At 68.4% G+C, this 23,342-nt stretch carries 16 protein-coding genes and 3 rRNA genes; 15 read left to right on the forward strand and 4 right to left on the reverse strand.

Going from position 1 to position 23,342, the window contains the following annotated elements; genetic code table 11:
- The first annotated feature begins 5 nt into the window (after window positions 1-5).
- Both LO931_RS11730 and argH read left to right on the forward strand, forming a co-directional pair.
- Window positions 6-518 (forward strand): arginine repressor, encoded by a 513-nt coding sequence (locus tag LO931_RS11730; protein ID WP_229053780.1) that lies wholly within the window; start codon window positions 6-8, stop codon window positions 516-518.
- On the forward strand, window positions 511-1,968 hold the full coding sequence (argH, locus tag LO931_RS11735; RefSeq protein ID WP_229053781.1) for an argininosuccinate lyase: 1,458 nt from the start codon (window positions 511-513) through the stop codon (window positions 1,966-1,968). The genes LO931_RS11730 and argH overlap by 8 nt, the downstream gene beginning before the upstream one ends.
- Window positions 1,969-1,992: 24 nt before the next feature.
- On the opposite strand, the gene LO931_RS11740 is transcribed toward argH, so the two are convergent.
- Window positions 1,993-2,679 carry a response regulator gene (locus tag LO931_RS11740; RefSeq protein WP_229053782.1) on the reverse strand — a complete coding sequence of 229 codons (687 nt, stop codon included), beginning with the start codon at window positions 2,677-2,679 and terminating at the stop codon, window positions 1,993-1,995.
- A complete protein-coding gene (locus tag LO931_RS11745; protein ID WP_229053783.1) occupies window positions 2,676-4,280 on the reverse strand; it encodes an ATP-binding protein in 1,605 nt (534 codons plus the stop codon). Before LO931_RS11745 ends, LO931_RS11740 begins: the two co-directional genes overlap by 4 nt.
- A gap of 88 nt (window positions 4,281-4,368) precedes the next feature.
- Here LO931_RS11745 and LO931_RS11750 point away from each other — a divergent pair, with 88 nt between their 5' ends.
- From LO931_RS11750 to LO931_RS11765, 4 genes are read left to right on the forward strand one after another with little or no spacing between them, the layout of a single operon-like run.
- Entirely contained in the window at window positions 4,369-5,358 is a 990-nt protein-coding gene (locus LO931_RS11750) for a tripartite tricarboxylate transporter substrate binding protein (protein WP_229053784.1), read from the forward strand.
- A complete protein-coding gene (locus LO931_RS11755; protein ID WP_229053785.1) occupies window positions 5,355-5,888 on the forward strand; it encodes a tripartite tricarboxylate transporter TctB family protein in 534 nt (177 codons plus the stop codon). The genes LO931_RS11750 and LO931_RS11755 overlap by 4 nt, the downstream gene beginning before the upstream one ends.
- A gap of 1 nt (window position 5,889) precedes the next feature.
- On the forward strand, window positions 5,890-7,395 hold the full coding sequence (locus tag LO931_RS11760; protein ID WP_229053786.1) for a tripartite tricarboxylate transporter permease: 1,506 nt from the start codon (window positions 5,890-5,892) through the stop codon (window positions 7,393-7,395).
- Window positions 7,392-7,799: a universal stress protein gene (locus LO931_RS11765; RefSeq protein ID WP_229053787.1), complete on the forward strand. Its 408-nt coding sequence runs from the start codon at window positions 7,392-7,394 to the stop codon at window positions 7,797-7,799. The genes LO931_RS11760 and LO931_RS11765 overlap by 4 nt, the downstream gene beginning before the upstream one ends.
- A gap of 115 nt (window positions 7,800-7,914) precedes the next feature.
- On the opposite strand, the gene LO931_RS11770 is transcribed toward LO931_RS11765, so the two are convergent.
- Complete coding sequence (locus LO931_RS11770; protein WP_229053788.1) at window positions 7,915-8,568, reverse strand: DsbA family protein; 654 nt, start codon at window positions 8,566-8,568, stop codon at window positions 7,915-7,917.
- 74 nt (window positions 8,569-8,642) lie between these two features.
- Between LO931_RS11770 and LO931_RS11775 the strand changes: the two genes are divergently transcribed.
- Window positions 8,643-12,506, forward strand: coding sequence for a Pls/PosA family non-ribosomal peptide synthetase (locus LO931_RS11775; RefSeq protein ID WP_229053789.1), 3,864 nt, complete (start codon window positions 8,643-8,645; stop codon window positions 12,504-12,506).
- The gene (locus LO931_RS11780; protein WP_229053790.1) at window positions 12,503-13,828 is read left to right on the forward strand and encodes a M1 family metallopeptidase; all 1,326 of its coding nucleotides are present in this window, start codon (window positions 12,503-12,505) and stop codon (window positions 13,826-13,828) included. Before LO931_RS11775 ends, LO931_RS11780 begins: the two co-directional genes overlap by 4 nt.
- Here LO931_RS11780 and LO931_RS11785 read toward each other — a convergent pair.
- On the reverse strand, window positions 13,821-14,276 hold the full coding sequence (locus tag LO931_RS11785) for a hypothetical protein (protein ID WP_229053791.1): 456 nt from the start codon (window positions 14,274-14,276) through the stop codon (window positions 13,821-13,823). The genes LO931_RS11780 and LO931_RS11785 overlap by 8 nt on opposite strands.
- Before the next feature lie 27 nt (window positions 14,277-14,303).
- Between LO931_RS11785 and LO931_RS11790 the strand changes: the two genes are divergently transcribed.
- The 7 genes from LO931_RS11790 (at window position 14,304) to LO931_RS11820 (ending at window position 23,333) form a co-directional block, all read left to right on the forward strand.
- Window positions 14,304-14,888, forward strand: a complete 585-nt coding sequence (locus LO931_RS11790) for a DNA-3-methyladenine glycosylase (protein ID WP_229053792.1) — start codon at window positions 14,304-14,306, stop codon at window positions 14,886-14,888.
- Between the two features lie 10 nt (window positions 14,889-14,898).
- On the forward strand, window positions 14,899-16,155 hold the full coding sequence (gene tyrS / locus LO931_RS11795; RefSeq protein ID WP_229053793.1) for a tyrosine--tRNA ligase: 1,257 nt from the start codon (window positions 14,899-14,901) through the stop codon (window positions 16,153-16,155).
- A gap of 494 nt (window positions 16,156-16,649) precedes the next feature.
- Window positions 16,650-18,167, forward strand: a 16S ribosomal RNA gene (locus LO931_RS11800).
- Between the two features lie 336 nt (window positions 18,168-18,503).
- Window positions 18,504-21,608: ribosomal RNA gene (locus tag LO931_RS11805) — 23S ribosomal RNA — on the forward strand.
- A gap of 116 nt (window positions 21,609-21,724) precedes the next feature.
- Window positions 21,725-21,841 (forward strand): 5S ribosomal RNA (rrf, locus tag LO931_RS11810).
- The 16S, 23S and 5S rRNA genes sit together here, the layout of an rRNA operon.
- Window positions 21,842-21,913: 72 nt before the next feature.
- Entirely contained in the window at window positions 21,914-22,885 is a 972-nt protein-coding gene (locus LO931_RS11815) for a tetratricopeptide repeat protein (protein ID WP_229053794.1), read from the forward strand.
- Between the two features lie 103 nt (window positions 22,886-22,988).
- A complete protein-coding gene (locus LO931_RS11820; RefSeq protein ID WP_229053795.1) occupies window positions 22,989-23,333 on the forward strand; it encodes a single-stranded DNA-binding protein in 345 nt (114 codons plus the stop codon).
- The last annotated feature ends 9 nt before the right edge of the window (window positions 23,334-23,342 follow it).

Consider the following 23,342-nt stretch of genomic DNA (forward strand, 5'->3'; position numbering starts at 1 on the left):
CACTCATGAGCGTGCCCGACACGAAAGTGGGACGCCAGCAGCTCGTGATCGAGCTGCTGCAGCGGCATCCCGTGCGATCGCAGGGAGAGCTCGTGGCCCTGCTGGAGGAACGCGGCGTCACGGTGACGCCGTCGACCCTCTCGCGCGACCTCGTCGAGCTCGACGCGGTGCGGGTGCGTCACTCCGGGGGAGGACTCGTCTACGCGGTGCCCGCCGAGGGCGGCGACCGCACGCCCCAGCCCGCCACCGACAGCGCGGCGTCCCAGGCGCGGCTGGCCCGGATCTGCCGCGAGCTGCTGGTGAGTGCCGAGGCCTCGGCCAACCTCGTCGTGCTGCGCACGCCGCCCGGTGGCGCCCAGTACTTCGCCTCGGCCATCGACCACACGTCGATGCCCGCGATCCTCGGCACGATCGCCGGGGACGACACCGTCATGATGATCTGCCGGGACCCGTCGGGCGGCGACGACCTGGCCTCCTTCTTCACCGACCTCGCCCGTAAGGTGCCCACCGATGACTGACGACGCCACGCCGAAGAGCACCGAGATCGACACGCAGACCGGCGGAGAGGTCGAGGCCGCCGACTCGCGGCTGTGGGGTGGGCGATTCGCCAGCGGGCCCTCACCGGAGCTGACCGAGCTGTCGCGCTCGACCCACTTCGACTGGCGCCTCGCGCCGTACGACCTCGCCGGTTCCCGGTCGCATGCCCGGGTCCTGCACGCTGCGGGGCTCCTGACCGCCGACGACCTCACCGCCATGATCGCGGGTATCTCGGCCCTCGAGGCCGACGTCCGCTCCGGCGCCTTCGGGCCCGAGCCGGGCGACGAGGACGTCCACTCGGCGCTCGAGCGCGGCCTGATGGAGCGCCTGGGCCCGGAGCTCGGTGGACGGCTGCGCGCCGGCCGCTCGCGCAACGACCAGGTCGCGACCCTGTTCCGTGCCTACCTGCGCGAGCACGCGCGCATCGTCGCCCGCCTGGTCGGCGACCTGGTGCGGGCCCTGGCCGACCAGGCCGAAGCGCACCTGGGTGCGGCCATGCCCGGGCGCACGCACCTGCAGCACGCGCAGCCCGTGCTGCTCTCGCACCACCTCCTGGCCCACGCATGGCCGCTCGTACGCGACCTCGACCGTCTGCGCGAGTGGGACGCCCGGGTCGGAGCCGAGTCGCCGTACGGCTCGGGGGCCCTTGCGGGCACGTCCTTGGGCCTGGACCCAGAAGCGGTCGCCGCCGACCTCGGTTTCACGGGTTCGACGCCCAACTCGATCGACGGCACGTCGTCGCGCGACTTCGTCGCGGAGTTCGCGTTCGTGACCGCGCAGATCGGCATCGACGTCTCCCGGCTCGCCGAGGAGGTCATCCTCTGGAACACCAAGGAGTTCGGCTTCGTCACGCTGCACGACGGGTACTCGACCGGGTCGAGCATCATGCCGCAGAAGAAGAACCCCGACATCGCCGAGCTGGCGCGGGGCAAGGCCGGTCGTCTCATCGGCAACCTCGCCGGTCTGCTCGCGACCCTCAAGGCGCTGCCGCTGGCGTACAACCGTGACCTGCAGGAGGACAAGGAGCCGGTCTTCGACTCGGTCGACACCCTCGAGGTGCTGCTGCCGGCCTTCACCGGGATGGTCGCGACTCTCACGTTCCACACCGACCGCATGGCCGAGCTCGCACCGCAGGGCTTCGCCCTCGCGACCGACGTGGCGGAGTGGCTGGTGCGTCAGGGGGTGCCCTTCCGGGTCGCCCACGAGCTCTCGGGTGCGTGCGTGCAGGCGTGCGAGCAGCGGGGGATCGAGCTCGACGAGCTCAGTGACGACGACTTCGCCGCAATCTCGCCCCACTTGGCGCCCCGGGACGGGCACAGCGTGCGCGAGGTTTTGACGGTCGAGGGCTCGATCGCCTCGCGCGACAGCCGCGGCGGCACCGCCCTGGTGCGCGTCACCGAGCAGCTCGCCGAGCTGCGCGGGCGGGTCTGAGGCCCGGGCGCAGCCGGCGCCCCCTCAGCTGGGGGAGTAGCGGCGCTCGGGGCGGCCCGTGGCGCCGTACTGCAGGCGGACCGTGGCCCGGCCCACCGAGACGAAGTGCTCGAGGTAGCGGCGTGCGCTGACGCGTGACAGGCCGACCGCGTCGCCGGCCTCGCGGGCCGACAGCTCGCCGCGCACCCGCAGCGCCTCGACGACGGCCGCCGCGGTCTCCTGGCTCAGGCCCTTGGGCAGGGAGGTCGCCATGAGGGTCGCGCCGAAGGCCCGGTCGATCGAGGCCTGGTCGACCGCGCCCTGGTCGACGTCCTCGAGCGCGCCGAGGGCCTCCATCGACGCCCGGACGGCCTCCAGACGGGTGGCGAGGGCCGGGTGCTCGAACGGCTTGACGAGGTACTGCTGCGCGCCGCCCAGCAGTGCGGCGCGCACGACCTCGGCATCACGCTCCGCGGTCACCATGATCACGCCCACCTCGTGGCCGTCGCCGCGCAGACGGCGCAGCACCTCGAGACCGTCGAAGTCGGGCAGGTGCACGTCGAGCAGCAGCACGTCGGGCACGAGGTGCTCGACCTGCGAGATCGCCTCGGCGCCCGTGCGGGCGGTGCCGACCACCTCGAAGCCTGGGGTGCGCTCGACGAACTTCTCGTGGATGCGCGCCACCATGAAGTCGTCGTCGACGACGAGCACGCGCAGGTCCCGGCCCGTCATGCCAGCACCTGCCCCGGCGTGCTCGTGAGCAGCGGGACGGTGAAGACGAAGCGGGCGCCGCCCTCGGCCGGGTCGGTGAGCTCGACGGTGCCACCTCGGCGCGTGGCGATGAGCCGCACGAGCGGCAGTCCGATGCCCCGGCCGCCGAGCACCTCAGGCTTGGTCGAGAACCCGCGCACGAAGATCGAGTCGCGCAGCTGAGGGGCAACACCCGGACCGGTGTCGGTCACGACGACCTCGACGTCCGCGCCGGCTCGCGCGATGCGCACGACGACCTCGGCCGGATCGTGCCCGCGGCACGCGTCGATCGCGTTGTCGACGAGGTTGCCGATGACGGTCGTGAGGTCCGCTGAGAGGTCGCGGTCGAGCTCGGGCAGGGTCGAGGCGTCGTCGAGCACGAGGCGCACGGCGACCTCGCTCGCAGCCGAGGACTTGGCGACGAGCAGCGCCGCGACGGCGGGGTCGGCCACGTGGTCGCGGATGCTGGCGTCGAGGTCGGCGGTCTCGCGCGTCAGCGACCCCAGCAGCTGCGCGAGCTCGTCGTACTCCTCCAGCTCCACCAGGCCCGAGATGGTGTGCAGCCGGTTCGCGAACTCGTGCGTCTGGGCCCGCAGCGTGTCGCTGATCGACAGGTTCGAGCTCAGCTGGTTGCGGAGGGAGACGAGCTCGGTGCGGTCGCGCATGGACGTGACGCTACCGATGCCCCGACCCTGGCTCCGGGCCGCTCGGCGGTTCGCCACGAGCACCCGATCGCCCACCACGACGACCTCGTCGTGCGCGTCGTCGTGGTCGCCCAGCAGCGTGCGCACGTCGGCCGGGAGGTCGAGCGACGCGACCCGGCGGCCGACGACGTCGCCCCTCAGGCCCAGCAGCGCCCGGGCGCCGTCGTTCAGCAGCGTGACCCGGCCGTCGGTGTCGACCGCCACGACCCCCTCGCCGATGCTGTGCAGCAACGCCTCGCGGTGGTCGGCGAGCGTCGCGATCTCCGCGCTGCCCAGGCCGCGGGTGCGGCGCTTCAGGACGCGCGAGACCCACCACGTCCCCAGGCCTCCGGCCAGCGCGCCGATGCCGAGGAAGAGCGCCAGGTCGGTGGCGTCGTCGGTGAGGCGGTCCCAGAGCCGCGGGTACTCCTGGGTCGCGATCGTGAAGCCCAGCAGGGTGCCGTCGTCGGCGATCACGGGGGCGTGAGCCGCGACGACACGGTTGCCGTCGACCTCCAGGTCGCCGCTCCAGCCCCGCCCCTCCGCGATGCGGCTGTCGCCCAGCTCGGTGCGCGAGCCGACCTCGCTCGGGTCGGACGAGGCGACGACCGTGCCGTCGATGCGGGCGATCGCGACGGTCGTGGCTCCGGAGAGCTGGAGGCCGCGGTCGACCGTCGGTGCGAGGGCGCGCGTGGCACCGATCTCGTCGACCTGGTCACGCACGACCGACACGTTCGCGATGTACTCGGCCACCGAGCGCATGGCGCTGCCGCGCTCCTCCTGGAACGTCGTGGTGCTCTGGCGGACCGAGATCATCGCGACGACGACGAGCACGACCGTCATGACCACGAGCTGCAGGACCAGCACCTGACCCGCCAGCGTCAACCGCGTCCGACGCACGACCACAACGACCACAACCTCCTTTGCGTCCACAAGAGTGACGCAGACCACATCTTCGCGCAGGATCGGTCCCGACCCAGGAGGAACCATGACATCACGTCGATGGAGCCGCGCACTCGCGCTGGCCCTCGCCGCCGTCCTCGTCGCCACCGTCTCTGCGTGTGGCGTGACCCGCGACGGCGGCGACCCCGACAACCAGCGCCTGCGGATGATGATCCCCAACAGCCCCGGTGGCGGCTACGACCTCACCGGACGCGCCGCAGCGCAGACGATGGAGCAGGAGGGCCTGACCGGCCGCTTCGAGATCAACAACGTCATCGGCGCCAGCGGCACCGTCGCGATGCAGCGCCTCCTCAACGAGGAGGGCTCGGAGGACGTGATGCTCCTGATGGGGCTCGGCGTCGTGGGAGCGGTGTTCACCAACAAGTCCGACGCGACCGTCGACAAGGCCACGCCGATCGCCGGCCTCGTCGCCGAGGCCGAGGGCATCCTGGTTCCCGCCGACTCGCCGTTCCAGACGCTCGACGACCTCGTCCAGGCCTGGAAGGCCGATCCGCGCAGCATCACGGTCGGCGGAGGCTCGTCACCCGGCGGCCCGGACCACCTGTTCCCGATGCAGCTCGCCCAGACCGTCGGCATCGACCCCAACGACGTCAACTACATCTCCTACGACGGTGGCGGACCGCTCACGACGGCGCTCCTGGGCGAGAAGATCGACGTCGGCATGTCCGGCCTCGGCGAGTTCGCCGGCCAGATCGAGAGTGGTGAGCTGCGCGTCCTGGCGGTGTCGGGCGCCGAGCGCCTCGACACGGTCGACGCGCCGACCCTCCGCGAGGGCGGCGTCGACATGGAGTTCCTCAACTGGCGCGGCATCCTCGCCCCGCCGGGGATCTCGGAGGAGGCGCGGCAGGAGCTGGTCGACCTCGTGACCGAGATGCACGACACGCCCGAGTGGGAGGAAGCACTCGAGCGCAACGGATGGATCGACAACTTCATGGTCGGCCAGGAGTTCGAGGACTTCCTGATCGAGCAGAACGACCGCGTCGAGTCGACGCTGAAGGAGCTGGGGCTGGCATGAGCGCGCACACCGAGCAGAGGCTCGAGGAGAGCGGGCCCTCCCGCGGCAGGGTCGTCGACACCGCGCAGTACGGCCTCGCGGCCTTCCTGCTCGTCGTCGGCGTGGTGGTCCTGGTCGACGCGGCGGGGCTCGAGAAGGGCTTCGCGGACCAGCCGGTCCAGCCGTACGCCTTCGGCTTCGTCATCGGCAGCGTGCTCGTCGCGCTGGCCGCCCTGCTGGCCGTCGCCACCTGGCGTGGCGACGTCGCGGAGGCGGAGGACGGCGAGGACATCGACCTGACGCAGGGCAGCGACTGGGCCACCGTCGCGAAGCTCGGGGTCGTCTTCGTGATCGTCGTGCTGACGATCAGCTGGCTCGGCTGGGCGATCGTCGGTGCGTTCCTGTTCGCCGGGACCGCTCGTGTCCTCGGCAGCCGCACGCTGATCCTCGACGTCGCGATCGGCACCGCGCTCTCGCTGCTGACCTGGTACGGCTTCTACGTGGGCCTCGGCATCCCGATCCCCGCCGGCGTCCTGGACGGGGTGCTCTGACATGGATCTCCTCCTCGAAGGGTTCGCCACCGCGCTGACCCCCACCAACCTGCTGTTCGCCGTGATCGGCGTGCTGCTGGGCACCGCCGTCGGCGTGCTGCCCGGCATCGGACCGGCCATGACGGTCGCGCTGCTGCTGCCCGTCACCTACAGCGTCGAGCCGAGCAGCGCGCTGATCATGTTCGCCGGCATCTACTACGGCGGCATGTACGGCGGCTCGACGACGTCGATCCTGCTCAACACACCGGGGGAGTCGTCCTCGGTCGTCACCGCCCTCGAGGGCAACAAGATGGCCAAGAAGGGGCGCGCCGCCCAGGCGCTCGCCACCGCGGCGATCGGCTCGTTCGTCGCCGGCACGATCGGCACGGTGCTGCTCGTGATCTTGGCGCCCAACATCGCCGACCTCGTCGTGAAGCTCGGGGCGCCCTCGTACTTCGCGATCATGCTGCTGGCGCTCTTCGCCGTGACCGCGGTGCTCGGGACCTCGAAGCTGCGCGGGTTCATCGCCCTGTTCCTGGGCCTGTCGATCGGACTGATCGGCACGACGACGGGCCAGGCGCGCCTGACGTTCGGCGAGGCGAAGCTGGCCGACGGCATCGACATCGTGGTCGTCGCGGTCGCGATCTTCGCGATCGGCGAGGCGCTCTGGGTGGCCGCGCACCTGCGCCGCAAGCCGCTCGACATCATCCCGGTCGGCCAGCCCTGGATGAGCCGCAGCGACTGGGGTCGCTCGTGGAAGCCCTGGCTCCGCGGCACCGCCTTCGGGTTCCCGTTCGGTGCCTTGCCTGCCGGTGGCGCCGAGGTGCCGACCTTCCTGTCGTACATCACCGAGCGTCGGCTGACGAAGCATCCCGAGGAGTTCGGGAACGGTGCGATCGAGGGCGTCGCGGGTCCGGAGGCGGCCAACAACGCGTCCGCCGCAGGCACGCTCGTGCCGCTGCTCGCGATCGGCCTGCCGACCACGGCCACCGCCGCGGTCATCCTGGTGGCCATCCAGAGCTACGGCCTGCAGCCCGGTCCGCAGTTCCTCGACTCCAACCCGGAGCTCGTCTGGGGCCTGCTCGCGAGCCTGTTCATCGCGAACACGCTGCTGCTCGTCATCAACCTGCCACTGGCGCCGGTGTGGGCCAAGCTGCTGCAGATCCCGCGTCCCTACCTGTACGCAGGGATCCTGTTCTTCGCCTCGCTGGGCGCCTTCAGCGTCAACTTCGACGCGTTCGACCTGGCCCTGCTCGGCGTGCTCGGTCTGCTCGGGCTGGCGATGCGGCGGTTCGGCCTCCCGGTCCTGCCGCTCATCATCGGCGTGATCCTCGGCCCCCGCGTCGAGAACCAGCTCGCGGAGGCACTGGCGATCTCGCAGGGCGACGTCTCGACGCTGTGGAGCGAGCCGGTCGCGGTCGTCGTCTACGTCGTGATGGCGCTGCTGCTGGTCGGCACGATCGTGGCGGGCCGGCGCGCCGGCGCTGCCGCCCCGGGTCCGGAGAAGAAGGAAGAGGTGTCCGCATGACGGTCGTGGTGGCCTGGTCAGCCGACGAGTACGGCGCCGCGGCGCTCGCCCACGGGGCGGCGCAGGCGGAGCAGAAGCACGAGGACCTCGTGGTCGTGAACGTGACGCGCGGCGACGCCTACGTCGACCGGCGCTACGCCGCGGACGAGGAGATCGCCCGGGTCACGGCCGCCGTGAAGGGGCTGGGCCTGGAGGTGCGGGTGGTCCACGGCGTCGTCGACGACGTGCCGACGGCCGTGGTCGACGAGATCCGCACGACGCGGGCCTCGCTGGCGGTGGTCGGCATCCGCCACCGCTCGCCGGTGGGCAAGATGCTGCTCGGCAGCGTCGCGCAGCGCATCATCCTCGACGCGCCCTGCCCGGTCCTCGCGGTCAAGCCCGACCCCGAGGCCGACCTGATCTGAGCTCAGTCGGCAGCGGGGGCGTCCTCGGACGCCTCCGCGTCGGCCCCCGGGATCGCGCAGACGCCGTCGACGCACACCGGGGCGTCGGCGTCGCCCACGAGCTCGAACGGGCCGCTCACGCGCTGGCTCCGGCCTCGGTGACGACGCGCTCCAGGGCCGACACGAACACGTCGGGGGACTGGGCGCCCGAGACCGCGAGCCGACCGTCGAACACGTAGAACGGGACGCCGCCGATGCCGTACTCGATCGCCTGCTCCTGGTCGGCCCGGACGGCGGTCAGGTAGGTGCCGTCGGCCAGGTCCTTCAGCACCGCGTCACGGTCGAGGCCGACCTCGGCCGCCAGGTCGGCGAGCTCCTCGGCGTGGTTGAGGTTGCGGCCCTGCTCGAAGTACGCGGCGAGCAGCCGCTCCTTGAGCTCGGCCTGCAGCCCGTGGGCCTTGGCGTGGTGCAGGGCCTGGTGGGCCAGCACCGTGTTCGCGTGCTGCAGGGAGCCGAAGTCGTACGCCAGCCCCTCGCCCGCGGCGAGCTCGGTCATCTGCGCCAGCATCTGCTCGGCCTGGGCCGTGGGCATCCCCTTGTGCTTCGCCAGGAACTCCGCCTCGGTGCCCGCGTAGTCGACGGGCGTGTCGGGGGAGAGCTCGAAGGAGTGGTACTCGACCTCGACCTCCCCGTCGAAGCGGGCCACGGCCTGCTCGAAGCGACGCTTGCCCACGAAGCACCAGGGGCAGGCGATGTCGGACCACACGTCGACCTTCACCACATTGCTCATGACTCGTCCAACAGCACGATCGACGCGCCTGTTCCCGTCACCGGGCGTTCACCTGCGCGTGGGAGCATCGGCCGGTGACCGACCCCGCGGCCTCGCCGCTGCTTCGATCCGCGACCGCCCCGTCGCCCCGCACTCTCGTCGAGGTGCTCCGCACGACGGCCGAGACGGTCCCCGAGTCGCCCGCGGTCGACAACGGGGCCGAGGTCCTGACCTACGCGGAGTTCTGGGAGCGTGCCTCGCTCCTGGCCGACGAGCTGCACGCACTCGGGGTCGGGCGCGGTGACCGTGTGGGCGTCCGCATCGACTCCGGGACCGTCGACCTGTACACCGCGATCGCCGGGGTCCTCGTCGCAGGGGCCGCCTACGTCCCGGTCGACGTGGACGACCCCGCTGAGCGCGCGCGCACGGTGCTCGGCGAGGCGGCGGTCGCCGCCGTCGTCGGTGACGGGCTCCAGGTCGCGCTGCGCCGTCCGGCCCGTGAGCTCACGGAGGACGAGCGGGCGTTCCCCACCACGGAGGACGACGCCTGGATCATCTTCACCTCCGGCTCGACCGGCACGCCCAAGGGTGTCGCCGTGCGGCACCGCAACGCGGCCGCGTTCGTCGACGCGGAGGCCCGCTGGTTCCTCGCGGACGCCCCGCTCGGGCCGGGCGACCGCGTGATGGCCGGACTCTCGGTCGCCTTCGACGCGTCCTGCGAGGAGATGTGGCTCGCCTGGCGCCACGGCGCGTGCCTCGTCCCCGCTCCGCGCTCGCTCGTCAAGAGCGGCGCCGAGCTCGGCGGCTGGCTCGTCGCCAACGGCATCACGGTCGTCTCGACCGTCCCGACCCTCGTGTCGCTCTGGCCGACCTCGGCCCTCGACCGGGTTCGCCTGCTGATCCTCGGCGGCGAGGCGTGCCCGCCCGAGATCGGCGCCCGGCTCGCCACGCCGGACCGCGAGGTCTGGAACACCTACGGCCCCACCGAGGCCACGGTCGTCGCCTGCGGCGCCCGGCTCGGTCCCGAGGGACCCGTCCGCATCGGTCTGCCGCTCGACGGCTGGGACCTCGCGGTGGTCGACGCCGAGGGCCGCCCGGTGCCCGAGGGCGCGAGCGGCGAGCTGATCATCGGCGGGGTCGGCCTGGCCCGCTACCTCGACCCGGCCAAGGACGCCGAGAAGTACGCGGCGATGCCGACGCTCGGCTGGGACCGCGCGTACCGCAGCGGCGACGTCGTCGTGAACGACCCGGAGGGCCTGCTCTTCACGGGCCGGGCCGACGACCAGGTCAAGATCGGTGGCCGCCGCATCGAGCTGGGCGAGCTCGACAGCGCGTTGCTGGGCCTTCCGGGGGTCGTGGCCGCTGCGGCGGCCATTCGCAAGAGTGCGGCCGGCAACACGGTCCTGGTCGGCTACGTGCGCGTCGACGACGCGTTCGACAGCGCCGCGGCGACCCAGCACCTGCGGGCGACGATGCCGGCGGCCCTCGTGCCGCGGCTCGCCCAGGTCGACACGATCCCCACGCGCACGTCAGGCAAGGTCGACCGCGACGCGCTGCCGTGGCCGCTCCCTGCGGACGAGTCGGCCACGGCCCATCTCGGTCCGGGCGCGACCTGGTTGGCCCAGATCTGGCGCGACCTCCTGGGGGCCAGCCCCGACGGGGCGGACGCCGACTTCTTCGACCTCGGCGGCGGGAGCCTGACAGCGGCCCAGCTCGTCGCGCGGGTCCGCGAGGAGGTCCCCGAGCTGACCGTGGCGGACGTCTACGAGCACCCGACGCTCGGCGACCTCGCCACGGTGCTGGAGTCGCTGCGCGGTCGCGACTCGCGCTCCAACGAGACGGTCCACCCCGTGCCGGTCGGGTCGCAGATCGCCCTCTCGGTCGCCACGGTGGTCGCCCGGACGGTGGGCGGGCTGCGGTGGCTCGCCTGGACGGGGGTCGGCGTGCTCGCCGCCCGGTCGGCCTTCGACGCGGCGTGGCTGCCGGACCTGTCCTGGGCCTGGGTGGCGGTCCTCTGGGTCCTGCTCGTGCTGCCGCCGGGCCGGATCCTCGTGGCTGCCGCCCTCGTCCGCGCCGTCCTCCTCGGAGTGCGCCCGGGCACCTATCGTCGAGGCGGGGCCACCCACGTGCGGGTCTGGTTCGCCGAACGGCTCGCCGACGAGGTCGGGGCCACCAGCCTGTCCTCCGCCGCATTGACGACCGTGTACGCCAAGCTGCTCGGCTGCTCGGTGGGGCGTGGCGTCGACCTCCACACGATCCCGCCCGTGACGGGCCTGCTGACGCTCGGTGCGCACTGCTCGCTCGAGCCCGAGGTCGACGTGGCCGGCCACTGGGTCGACGGCGGCACGTTCCACCTCGGTCGGGTCACGGTCGGCAAGAACGCCCGGGTCGGCACCCGGAGCACGCTGGCCGGGGGAGCGAGCGTCGGGGCGGGCGCCGAGATCGCGCCCGGATCCGCCGTGTTCGGACCGGTGCCCGAGGGCGAGTACTGGTCCGGGGCGCCGGCGGAGGCCGTCGGCCCGGCGCGAGGTCCGGCGGTGTCGACCAAGGCCCGCCGCAGTCCCGCCTGGATGGTTGCGTACGCCGTGACCGCACCTGCGCTCGCTGCGCTTCCGGGTCTGTGCGTGGCCGTGGCTGCCCTGGCCTGGGTCGCCGTCGCGGGGTTCCCCGACGACCTCGGGTCGGCGCTGCTGACGGCGGGCATCGCGGTGCCTCTCGTGACCCTCGCCGCTGGAGTGCTCCTCGCCGGCGCGATCATCGCCGTCGTGCGGCTGCAGTCGCACGGCCTGCAGCCCGGCACGCATCCCATCCACGGCTCGCAGGCCTGGCGCGCGTGGACGGTCCTTCGCGTGCTCGACGAGGCCCGCAGTTGGCTCTTCCCGCTCTACTCCAGCTTCCTCACCCCGACGTGGCTCCGGCTGCTCGGCGCCAAGATCGGCGACGACGTCGAGGCGTCGACCGTGCTGATGATCCCGAGCCTCACCACGGTCAACGACGGCGCCTTCCTCGCCGACGACACGATGCTCGGGATGTACGAGCTCGGCGGTGGCTGGTTGCGGGTCGAACGCGTCAAGATCGGTCGCCGGGCCTTCGTCGGCAACTCCGGGATGACCGCTCCGGGCCGCAAGGTGCCGAAGGGCGGGCTGGTCGCCGTGCTGTCGGCGGCTCCTCGACGCGGCACCGCGAAGGCGGGGTCCTCGTGGCTCGGCAGCCCTCCCACGCAGCTGCGCCGGTCGGCGGGCGAGAGCGACGCCTCCCGCACGTTCGCCCCGGCGCGACGTCTGCGGGTCCTGCGGGCGCTCGTCGAGACCTGTCGCATCACCGCGGTCTGGGTGTCGGCCTGGATCGGTGTGCTCGTCGTCGCCGCGCTGCTCCTCCTGCTGGACCGGACGTCGGTCGGCGTCACAGCGCTCGTGGGCGGCCTGGTGCTCGCGGGCGCGGGCCTGCTCGCGGCGTCCGTGTCGACGCTCGCGAAGTGGTCACTCGTCGGTCGCGTGCGCGCCGGCGGTCATCCGCTGTGGAGCGGGTTCGTCTGGCGCAACGAGCTGGCGGACGCCTTCGTCGAGGTCGTCGCCGCACCCTGGTTCACGCGGCACGTCCTGGCGACGCCCCTGCTCAACGCGTGGCTGCGCTCGCTGGGCGCAAGGATCGGGCGCGGCGTCTGGTGCGAGTCCTACTGGCTGCCCGAGACCGACCTCGTCCGGCTCGACGCCGGCAGCACGGTCAATCGAGGGTGCGTGGTGCAGACCCACCTGTTCCATGATCGGATACTCAGCATGGACACGGTCAGGTTCGCTGCGGGAGCCACCCTCGGACCTCACGGCGTCGTGCTCCCGGCCGCGTCGCTGGGTCGCCACGCCACCGTCGGACCGGTCTCGCTCGTGATGCGGGGCGAGGGCGTCCCGGCCAAGACCCGCTGGATCGGCAACCCCATCGGCCCGTGGGTCGATGCCGGATGAGGGGTCCGCTCAGTCGCCTGCGGGGCCCCCGGGGCAACGACGTCTACGTGCCGCACCACGGTGATCCGACGTTCCGCGTGCGGCACTACGACCTGGACCTGACGATCGTGCTCGTCACGAACTCGCTGTCCGGCGTCGCGACCCTGTCCTGCCACGCGCTCGAGGACCTCGACGACTTCGCGCTCGACCTCTACCGGCTGCGCGTCTCGAAGATCAAGGTCGACGGCGCCGCCCCGGCCAAGTTCACGCAGCGCCAGCACCGACTCGTGGTGAGGCCCCGGCGCACGATCCCGGCCGGCACCGACTTCACGGTCCAGGTGGCCTACCACGGGTCGCCGCAGCCGATGCCCGGGCCGGACGGCGAGGCCGGCTGGGAGGAGCTCGCCGACGGCCTGATCGTCGCTTCGCAGCCGCACGGGGCACCCAGCTGGTACCCGTGCAACGACCGGCCGGACGACAAGGCCACCTACGGCTTCGAGATCACGGTGCCCCAGGGCTACACCGCCGTCGCGAACGGTCGAGCCGGCCAGACGCGTCGGCGGGGGAGCACGGTCCGCTGGTCGTACACGGAGTCGTCGCCCATGGCCAGCTATCTCGCCACGGTGCAGGTCGGTCGCTACGTGGCGCTGACGGGCAAGGCCGCCGGGGTCGAGCTCACGACCTGGTGCCCGCCGGGGCGCAAGTCCCAGGTCGCCGACGCCTTCGGCGACCAGCCCGCGATGGTCGAGGCCTTCAGTCGGCTCTTCGGCCCGTACCCGTTCGACACGTACGCGGCGGTCGTGACCGACGACGAGCTCGAGATCCCGCTCGAGGCGCACAGCCTGTCGATCTTCGGGTCGAACCTCGCCGATCGCGACTGGGCCGCCCAGCGCCTCATCGCGCACGAGCTGGCCCATCAGTGGTTCGGCAACAGCGTGACGCTGCAGCACTGGCGCGACATCTGGCTGCACGAGGGCTTCGCCTGCTACGCGGAGTGGCTTTGGTCGGAGGAGTCCGGGGGGCTCACGGCAGACGCGCAGGCGCAGGAGCACCACGACCTCCTGTCCGGCCTGCGTCAGGACCTGGTGCTGTCGGACCCCGGGCCGGACGACATGTTCGACGACCGGGTCTACAAGCGGGGCGCGCTCATGCTCCACGCCCTGCGACTCAGGCTCGGCGACGAGGCCTTCTTCGAGCTGCTGCGCACCTGGTCGGAGCGGTTCCGGCACGCCAACGTCACGACCGACGACTTCGTCGACCTGGTGGCGGAGACGACCGGGGTCGACGGCGCCGACTTCTTCGGCGCATGGCTCGACCACACGGCGCTGCCGCCGCTCACCTGACGACGACCTCCCAGGGGCCGTCGGTGTCGACGGCGACGGCGGCCACGCACCCGGGTGGGGTCGTGAGCGAGCGGGCCACGAGGTGCTCCGGAGGCGGCGCGGTGATGCCGCTGCCGGCGCACTTGCCGCGCGCCTCGTGCTGCACCCATCCCTCGCGGCCGGGGCCGTCGACGTCGACCCCCACCGCGGCGTCCTCGCACCACGCGACGACCGCGACGTCGTCGTGGCGCGAGAGGCTCACGTGCCCGGCGCGAGGGCTCGGTGCCGGACCGGCGAGGCGCACGACGGGCCGTCCGTGGTCGCTGGCGCCGCAGGCCGGACACACCCGGCTCTCGACCACCTGGTCGAGGCCGGTGCCCAGAGCGGTGGCCACGGCGCGCCGCAGCAGCTGCTCGTCGTCCGCGTGCCCCCACGTCACCTCGACGCGGACCGGGCGCTTCGTCTCCACCTGTCCAGTGTCCGGCACAGTGGGGGCATGGACGCAACGGCTCGGGTCCGCCTCGACGGCCCGGTGGACGTGCGGGCCCGCGAGCTGCTCGGGCGCACCTTCACCGCCCACGGCGTCACGGTCGTGCTGACCGAGGTCGAGGCCTACGGCGGCACCGAGGACCCGGCTTCCCACGCCTTCACGCGCACGCCACGCTCCGAGATCATGTACGGCGCCTCCGGCCGGTTGTACGTGTACCGCTCATACGGGATCCACCACTGCGCGAACGTCGTGACGGGACCCACCGAGCAGGCGGCCGCCGTGCTGCTCAGGGCGGGCCGCGTCGTCGAGGGCCTCGAGCTCGCGCGCGAGCGTCGCGGCCCCGTCGCCGATCCACGCCTGGCCCGCGGGCCAGGGAATCTCGCCCAGGCGCTCGGCATCACGCTGGCCGACCTCGGCACGCCCGTCACCGAGGGGGACGGGTTCGGCCTCGGCGAGCGCGTCGAGGACCCCGACGTCGTGGCCGGCCCTCGCGTCGGCGTCTCGCTCGCTGCCGACGTGCCCTGGCGCTTCTGGATCGCCGGCGACCCGACCGTCTCGGCCTACCGCCGATCCCCGCGCGCGCCTCGATAGTCTCGCGAGCATGACCCACGTCCTCGACGACCTCGACGCGCGCGGCCTCCTCGCGCACACGACCGATGCCGACGCCCTGCGCGCGGCACTCGACGACGGACCGATCACCTACTACGTCGGATTCGACCCGACGGCGCCGAGCCTCCACGTGGGCAACCTGCTGCAGCTCCTGACCGCCAGGCGGCTCCAGCTCGCGGGACACCGCCCGCTCGTCCTGGTCGGCGGCTCGACGGGGCTGATCGGCGACCCGAAGCAGTCCGGCGAGCGCGTCATGAACAGCCCCGAGACCGTCGCGGGCTGGGTCGAACGCATCCGCGAGCAGGTCTCGCAGTTCGTCTCGTTCGAGGGCGAGAACGCGGCCACGGTGGTCAACAACCTCGACTGGACCAGCCAGATCAACACGATCGACTTCCTGCGCGACATCGGCAAGCACTTCCCGGTCAACCGGATGCTCGCCCGCGACGTCGTCAGCAGTCGCCTCGAGTCCGGCATCAGCTACACCGAGTTCAGCTACGTGCTGCTGCAGTCGCTGGACTTCCTCGAGCTGTACCGCCGACACGGCTGCGTGCTGCAGACGGGCGGCAGCGACCAGTGGGGCAACCTCACGGCCGGCGTCGAGCTGATCCGGCGCTCCGACGGCGGCAAGGCCCACGCACTGGCCACCCCGCTCATCACCAAGGCCGACGGCACCAAGTTCGGCAAGACGGAGTCCGGCACGATCTGGCTCGATCCGGACCTCATGAGCCCCTACGCGTTCCACCAGGCGTGGATCCAGGCCGAGGACACGAAGGTGGGGGAGTACCTCAAGCAGTTCACCTTCCTGCCGGTCGAGGAGGTGGACGCCCTGATGGCCGAGCACGCCGAGGCCCCGGGACGCCGCCTGCCCCAGCGCAGGCTCGCCCGCGAGCTCACGACGCTCGTGCACGGGGAGGCAGAGGCCGACGCCGCCGAGCTGGCCGCCACGGCCCTGTTCGGGCGAGGGCAGCTGGAGGACCTCCCGGAGTCGACCCTGGCGGCGGCCCTCGCCGGCGCGGGCGTCTCCGAGCTGTCGGCGGAGGCGACCATCACGGACGCCCTGGTGGCGGCCGGACTGTCCGACAGCCGTTCCGCGGCCCGTCGCGCCGTGACCGAGGGGGGCGCCTACGTGAACAACGTGCGCGTGGACGATCCGGAGCAGACGCTGGGCGCCACCACGCCGCTGCACGGTTCCTGGCTCGTCGTCCGGCGCGGAAAGCGCCAAATTGCAGGCGTGAAACTACATCCGTGAAATTCTGTGACCGGCGTCACGCCATCTCGATTTGACGGTTCGGGAAACAGCCGCGTAATGTTCTTCTTGTTGCTCAGCACGACGGAGCGCAAGGCGGGAACGCCGGGCGATCGGAGCTAGCAGCCACTCAAACCGAAACGGCCAACGCCAGGAACGCCTCCCGGAGCATTGACTCTGGGGCAGATCCGGAAACTGGCCGCTGACAACGGAGAGTGACACGGGAAACGAACCCGGTTTGACCGGGCGGAGACAGAGCGTGTAGGTTAGAACAGTTGCCCCGAGCGGGTAGCCCTTCCAGGGTGAACCGCAGGTGAGCGTCTGATCCTTGAGAACTCAACAGTGTGCCAAAAGTCGACGAATTATCAGTACAAAACCCCCGTCGACGGAGGACTTCGGTCCAATGTCGTCGAGGACAATTCCGACAATTAGATTGTCAGCAATCAAAATTGTCAGTATCAACTCAAGTTGTTACCCAGCTTCGGCTGGGAAAAACTTCAACGGAGAGTTTGATCCTGGCTCAGGACGAACGCTGGCGGCGTGCTTAACACATGCAAGTCGAGCGGTAAGGCTCCTTCGGGAGTACACGAGCGGCGAACGGGTGAGTAACACGTGAGCAATCTGCCCTTCTCATCGGAATAACCATTGGAAACGATGGCTAATGCCGAATATGACTTCCTACCTCATGGCAGGAAGTGGAAAGCTCCGGCGGAGGAGGATGAGCTCGCGGCCTATCAGCTTGTTGGCGGGGTAACGGCCCACCAAGGCGACGACGGGTAGCCGGCCTGAGAGGGTGACCGGCCACACTGGGACTGAGACACGGCCCAGACTCCTACGGGAGGCAGCAGTGGGGAATATTGGACAATGGGCGAAAGCCTGATCCAGCAACGCCGCGTGAGGGATGACGGCCTTCGGGTTGTAAACCTCTTTCAGCAGGGACGAAGCGAAAGTGACGGTACCTGCAGAAGAAGGACCGGCCAACTACGTGCCAGCAGCCGCGGTAATACGTAGGGTCCGAGCGTTGTCCGGAATTATTGGGCGTAAAGGGCTCGTAGGCGGTCTGTTGCGTCGGGAGTGAAAACTCAGGGCTTAACCCTGAGCGTGCTTCCGATACGGGCAGACTAGAGGGATGCAGGGGAGAACGGAATTCCTGGTGTAGCGGTGGAATGCGCAGATATCAGGAGGAACACCGGTGGCGAAGGCGGTTCTCTGGGCATTACCTGACGCTGAGGAGCGAAAGCATGGGGAGCGAACAGGATTAGATACCCTGGTAGTCCATGCCGTAAACGTTGGGCGCTAGGTGTGGGGACCTTCCACGGTCTCCGTGCCGCAGCTAACGCATTAAGCGCCCCGCCTGGGGAGTACGGCCGCAAGGCTAAAACTCAAAGGAATTGACGGGGGCCCGCACAAGCGGCGGAGCATGCTGATTAATTCGATGCAACGCGAAGAACCTTACCTGGGTTTGACATATACCGGAAAGCTGCAGAGATGTAGCCCCCCTTGTGGTCGGTATACAGGTGGTGCATGGCTGTCGTCAGCTCGTGTCGTGAGATGTTGGGTTAAGTCCCGCAACGAGCGCAACCCTCGTCCTATGTTGCCAGCACGTAATGGTGGGGACTCATAGGAGACTGCCGGGGTCAACTCGGAGGAAGGTGGGGATGACGTCAAGTCTTCATGCCCCTTATGTCCAGGGCTTCAAGCATGCTACAATGGCCGGTACAAAGGGCTGCGAAACCGCAAGGTGGAGCGAATCCCAAAAAGCCGGTCTCAGTTCGGATTGGGGTCTGCAACTCGACCCCATGAAGTCGGAGTCGCTAGTAATCGCAGATCAGCAACGCTGCGGTGAATACGTTCCCGGGCCTTGTACACACCGCCCGTCACGTCATGAAAGTCGGCAACACCCGAAGCCGGTGGCCCAACCCTTGTGGAGGGAGCCGTCGAAGGTGGGGCTGGCGATTGGGACGAAGTCGTAACAAGGTAGCCGTACCGGAAGGTGCGGCTGGATCACCTCCTTTCTAAGGAGCAACTGGCCAGGCCTTCGGACCTGGTCCAGGCGCGCTGATCGCAGGCGAATGTCTTGCGCAGTGCAGCTCACTAGTGGACGTCGACTATTTGGCTCGGTGATGATCAACCTCCGCCAGTACACCTGGCTTGCCAGGACGGAACCTCGGAGCACGACGTCATCGAATCAGGCACACTGTTGGGTCCTGAGGGATCAGGCTTTACGCTGATCTCTCGGACCGCCCACCCCTCGAACCACGAGCACCAGCTCGTAGGCGTGGATCATTGGGACGGTACCGGCCGTATCTTGAGAACTTCACAGTGGACGCGAGCATCTTTGTAGTAATGAACAACAAGCTACTAAGTGCACATGGTGGATGCCTTGGCATCGAGAGCCGATGAAGGACGTTGGAGTCTGCGAAAAGCCCCGGGAAGGTGACAACCGACCTGTGATCCGGGGATGTCCGAATGGGGAAACCCACCTGGAGGAAAGTCCAGGTACCTGCGCCTGAACACATAGGGCGTTTGGAGGGAACGTGGGGAAGTGAAACATCTCAGTACCCACAGGAAGAGAAAACAACCGTGATTCCGGAAGTAGTGGCGAGCGAAACCGGAAGAGGCTAAACCTCAGTGATGTGATAGCCGGCAGGCGTTGTCACTGGGGGGTTGTGGGGCCGCATGGCCGATTCTGCCGAATCAGCAAAGAGTCACAAACCATGAGTGAAGTTGAAGCGACTGGAAAGTCGCGGCACAGAGGGTGAGACCCCCGTACACGTAAGCTCATGGCTCTTTTGCGTCACCCCGAGTAACACCGAACCCCTGAAATTCGGTGTGAATCTGGCGGGACCACCCGTTAAGCCTAAATACTCCTCGATGACCGATAGCGGACTAGTACCGTGAGGGAAAGGTGAAAAGTACCCCGGGAGGGGAGTGAAATAGTACCTGAAACCATGTGCATACAATCCGTTGGAGCGGTTCTTCGGAACTGTGACAGCGTGCCTTTTGAAGAATGAGCCTGCGAGTTAGCGTTCAGTAGCAAGGTTAAGGCGTAGAGCCGTAGCCGTAGCGAAAGCGAGTCCGAACAGGGCGATTGAGTTGCTGGATCTAGACCCGAAGCGGAGTGATCTATCCATGGGCAGGTTGAAGCGCGGGTAAGACCGCGTGGAGGACCGAACCCACCTAGGTTAAAAACTGGGGGGATGACCTGTGGATAGGGGTGAAAGGCCAATCAAACTCCGTGATAGCTGGTTCTCCCCGAAATGCATTTAGGTGCAGCGTTGCGTGTTTCTTGTCGGAGGTAGAGCACTGGATGGGCTAGGGGGCCTACAAGCTTACTGAACTCAGCCAAACTCCGAATGCCGATAAGTGAGAGCGCAGCAGTGAGACTGTGGGGGATAAGCTTCATAGTCGAGAGGGAAACAGCCCAGACCATCAGCTAAGGTCCCAAAGAGATTGCTAAGTGGAAAAGGATGTGGAGTCGCAGAGACAACCAGGAGGTTGGCTTAGAAGCAGCCACCCTTGAAAGAGTGCGTAATAGCTCACTGGTCAAGTGATTCCGCGCCGACAATTTAGCGGGGCTCAAGCAATCCACCGAAGCTATGGGATTCATATAATAGGTAGGCCTTCGTGGTCCAGCCGTATGGATCGGTAGGGGAGCGTCGTGTGGCGAGCGAAGCGGCGGGGTAACCCAGCCGTGGATGCCACACGAGTGAGAATGCAGGCATGAGTAGCGAATGAGGAGTGAGAAACTCCTCCACCGAATGACCAAGGGTTCCAGGGTCAAGCTAATCTTCCCTGGGTAAGTCGGGACCTAAGGCGAGGCCGACAGGCGTAGTCGATGGACAACGGGCTGATATTCCCGTACCGGCATTGAATCGCCCATGCAGAATCCAGTGATGCTAAGTGCCCGAAACCGGCCTTCAGACTCTTCGGAGTCACTGGCCGGCAGAGCGCACGACCCGATCTGGTAGTAAGCAAGCAATGGTGTGACGCAGGAAGGTAGCTCAACCGTGGCGATGGTAGTCCACGGGCAAGGTCGTAGGGCGAGTGATAGGCAAATCCGTCACTCACATGCCTGAGAGCCGATGCGGAGACGTTTTAGTCGAAGTGAGTGATCCTATGCTGCCGAGAAAAGCATCTAGCGAGATTCAGAGCCGCCCGTACCCCAAACCGACTCAGGTGGTCAGGTAGAGAATACTAAGGTGATCGAGTGAACCATGGTTAAGGAACTCGGCAAAATGCCCCCGTAACTTCGGGAGAAGGGGGACCGGATTCGTTATAGGACTTGCTCCTAGAAGCGTTGAAGGTCGCAGAGACCAGGCCCAAGCGACTGTTTACTAAAAACACAGGTCCGTGCTAAGTCGAAAGACGCCGTATACGGACTGACTCCTGCCCGGTGCTGGAAGGTTAAGGGGACGTGTCAGCGCAAGCGAAGCACAGAACTTAAGCCCCAGTAAACGGCGGTGGTAACTATAACCATCCTAAGGTAGCGAAATTCCTTGTCGGGTAAGTTCCGACCTGCACGAATGGAGTAACGACTTGGGCGCTGTCTCAACCATGGACTCGGCGAAATTGCACTACGAGTAAAGATGCTCGTTACGCGCGGCAGGACGGAAAGACCCCGGGACCTTTACTATAGTTTGGTATTGGTGTTTGGTTCAACTTGTGTAGGATAGGTGGGAGACTGTGAAGCTTGGACGCCAGTTCAGGTGGAGTCAACGTTGAAATACCACTCTGGTTGTACTAGATATCTAACCTAGGTCCATTATCTGGATCAGGGACAGTGCCTGATGGGTAGTTTAACTGGGGCGGTTGCCTCCTAAAATGTAACGGAGGCGCCCAAAGGTTCCCTCAGCCTGGTTGGCAATCAGGTTTCGAGTGTAAGTGCACAAGGGAGCTTGACTGTGAGAGTGACAGCTCGAGCAGGGACGAAAGTCGGGACTAGTGATCCGGCGCTGGCATGTGGAAGCGGCGTCGCTCAACGGATAAAAGGTACCCCGGGGATAACAGGCTGATCTTCCCCAAGAGTCCATATCGACGGGATGGTTTGGCACCTCGATGTCGGCTCGTCGCATCCTGGGGCCGTAGCAGGTCCCAAGGGTTGGGCTGTTCGCCCATTAAAGCGGCACGCGAGCTGGGTTTAGAACGTCGTGAGACAGTTCGGTCCCTATCCGCCGCGCGCGTAGGTAACTTGAGAAAGGCTGCCCCTAGTACGAGAGGACCGGGGTGGACGAACCTCTGGTGTGCCAGTTGTTCCGCCAGGAGCACTGCTGGTTAGCTACGTTCGGAAGTGATAACCGCTGAAAGCATCTAAGCGGGAAGCACGTTTCAAGATGAGGTTACCCACTGGATTAACCAGGTAAGGCCCCCAGCAGACCACTGGGTTGATAGGCCGGAGGTGGAAGTGCAGCAATGCATGCAGCCGACCGGTACTAATAGGCCGAGGGCTTGTTTCACCACTACGAAGTCGCGTCCACTGTGAGGTTCCTGAGCTACGGCCGGGAACCATGAGAACTGCGCCGATCATTGATCGGTGGCAGCGTCTCGCTTGGTTTTGTCAGCTCAATAGAGTTTCGGCGACCATGGCGAAGGGGAAATACCCGGTTACATTCCGAACCCGGAAGTCAAGCCCTTCAGCGCCGATGGTACTGCACTGGAGACGGTGTGGGAGAGTAGGACGTCGCCGGACAATTTTTAGCGCGAGGCCGCTCCTTCGGGAGCGGCCTCGCTGCATTTCATCTGCAATTTCGGAGGTAGGACAATGGTGGATTCCCGTCCAGGACGTGGCGATCGCCAAGGACGTCCCGGTGGTTCGCACGGTGGAGACCGCCCGCGCGCCGGTGGCAGCAGCAGCGGCGGCAGTGATCGTCGCTCGTCCTCCGGAGGTCGCTCGGGCGAGCGCTCCGAGGGAGGCCGTCCGGCCGACAACCGTCGCCAGCAGGGCACCGGAGGCCGCGGCGGCAAGTCAGGCGGAGGCCGTTCCCAGGGAGGCCGGCCCCAAGGTGCCGGAGGCGACCGCCCGTGGCGTGAGCGCCCGGGTCGCGAAGAGCGTTCCGCCGACCAGAAGATCTACGACGGCCCCGACATCCCTGACGACATCAGCGCCAAGGATCTCGACAAGCACGCTCGTCAGGCGCTCCAGGGTCTGCCGGAGAAGCTGGCCGAGCGGGTCTCGCGTCACCTCGTGATGGCCGGCCTGCTGATGGCCAGCGATCCCGAGACCGCGTACCTCCACGCCCTGGCCGCCAAGGCTCGTGCGAACCGCAACGCCCTGATCCGTGAGGCCTGCGGCGAGACCGCCTATGCCGCCGGGAAGTTCTCCGAGGCACTGGCGGAGTTCCGTGCTGCCAAGCGGCTGAGCGGACAGCAGATGTACGCGCCAATGATGGCCGACTGCGAGCGCGCACTCCGTCGCCCCGAGAAGGCGCTGGCCTACGACACGGCGGACGTCCGCAAGAACCTCGACGACGCCGGCAACATCGAGCTGAGCATCGTCATCGCCGGTGCCCGGCGTGACCTCGGTCAGGTCGAGGCGGCGATCCGTCTGCTCGAGACCGAGCCGCTGAGCTCGGCGTCGCGCGCGCCGTGGGTGGCACGCCTGCGCTACGCCTACGCCGACGCCCTGGCCGAGGCCGGACGCCGCGAGGAGGCCGTGGAGTGGTTCCACCGCACGGTCGCGGTCGACGGCGAGAAGGCCACGGACGCCGAGGAGCGTGTCGCCGAGCTGGAGTGACCGCTCCGCCCCGCTGACGTCCACCGATGTCCCCAGGACCCCGTCGTCCACAACGTCCTCGAGGCGTGTGGCGGCGGGGCACTGGCACGTCCAGGCTCGGAGCATGGACGAGACGACGATCAACGACGTACGACTTCGCGGACGCGTGTCCGGGGACCCGGAGACACGAGTGCTGCCGAGCGGCGACGAGCTCGTGAGCCTGCGGCTCGTGGTTCCCCGCAGTGCCGCGGCCCGCAAGCGGTCGAAGGCGACCGTCGACACCATCGAGCTGACGGCGTGGACCGCGGCCCTGCGCCGCACGGTCGGGCGTCTGTCGTCCGGCGACGTGGTCGAGGTGTCGGGTGAGCTCCGCCGGCGCTTCGCGCGGGGTGCTGGGGGAGCGCAGTCGTTCATGGGCGTCGACCTCACGGCATGCCGCCGTGTCAGGCCGGAGCCGCCGGCTCGTTAGCCTCGTCCC

The sequence above is a fragment of the Aeromicrobium sp. Leaf350 genome, assembly GCF_916858655.1.
In the GTDB taxonomy this organism is placed as follows: domain Bacteria; phylum Actinomycetota; class Actinomycetes; order Propionibacteriales; family Nocardioidaceae; genus Aeromicrobium.

What these genes read in the sequence shown, in the direction of transcription:
- LO931_RS11730 (WP_229053780.1), top strand. Translation starts at nt 6, where the DNA reads ATGAGCGTGCCCGACACGAAAGTGGGACGCCAGCAGCTCGTGATCGAG.
- argH (WP_229053781.1), top strand. Translation starts at nt 511, where the DNA reads ATGACTGACGACGCCACGCCGAAGAGCACCGAGATCGACACGCAGACC.
- LO931_RS11740 (WP_229053782.1), bottom strand. Translation starts at nt 2,679, where the DNA reads ATGACGGGCCGGGACCTGCGCGTGCTCGTCGTCGACGACGACTTCATG.
- LO931_RS11750 (WP_229053784.1), top strand. Translation starts at nt 4,369, where the DNA reads ATGACATCACGTCGATGGAGCCGCGCACTCGCGCTGGCCCTCGCCGCC.
- LO931_RS11755 (WP_229053785.1), top strand. Translation starts at nt 5,355, where the DNA reads ATGAGCGCGCACACCGAGCAGAGGCTCGAGGAGAGCGGGCCCTCCCGC.
- LO931_RS11760 (WP_229053786.1), top strand. Translation starts at nt 5,890, where the DNA reads ATGGATCTCCTCCTCGAAGGGTTCGCCACCGCGCTGACCCCCACCAAC.
- LO931_RS11765 (WP_229053787.1), top strand. Translation starts at nt 7,392, where the DNA reads ATGACGGTCGTGGTGGCCTGGTCAGCCGACGAGTACGGCGCCGCGGCG.
- LO931_RS11770 (WP_229053788.1), bottom strand. Translation starts at nt 8,568, where the DNA reads ATGAGCAATGTGGTGAAGGTCGACGTGTGGTCCGACATCGCCTGCCCC.
- LO931_RS11780 (WP_229053790.1), top strand. Translation starts at nt 12,503, where the DNA reads ATGAGGGGTCCGCTCAGTCGCCTGCGGGGCCCCCGGGGCAACGACGTC.
- LO931_RS11790 (WP_229053792.1), top strand. Translation starts at nt 14,304, where the DNA reads ATGGACGCAACGGCTCGGGTCCGCCTCGACGGCCCGGTGGACGTGCGG.
- tyrS (WP_229053793.1), top strand. Translation starts at nt 14,899, where the DNA reads ATGACCCACGTCCTCGACGACCTCGACGCGCGCGGCCTCCTCGCGCAC.
- LO931_RS11815 (WP_229053794.1), top strand. Translation starts at nt 21,914, where the DNA reads ATGGTGGATTCCCGTCCAGGACGTGGCGATCGCCAAGGACGTCCCGGT.
- LO931_RS11820 (WP_229053795.1), top strand. Translation starts at nt 22,989, where the DNA reads ATGGACGAGACGACGATCAACGACGTACGACTTCGCGGACGCGTGTCC.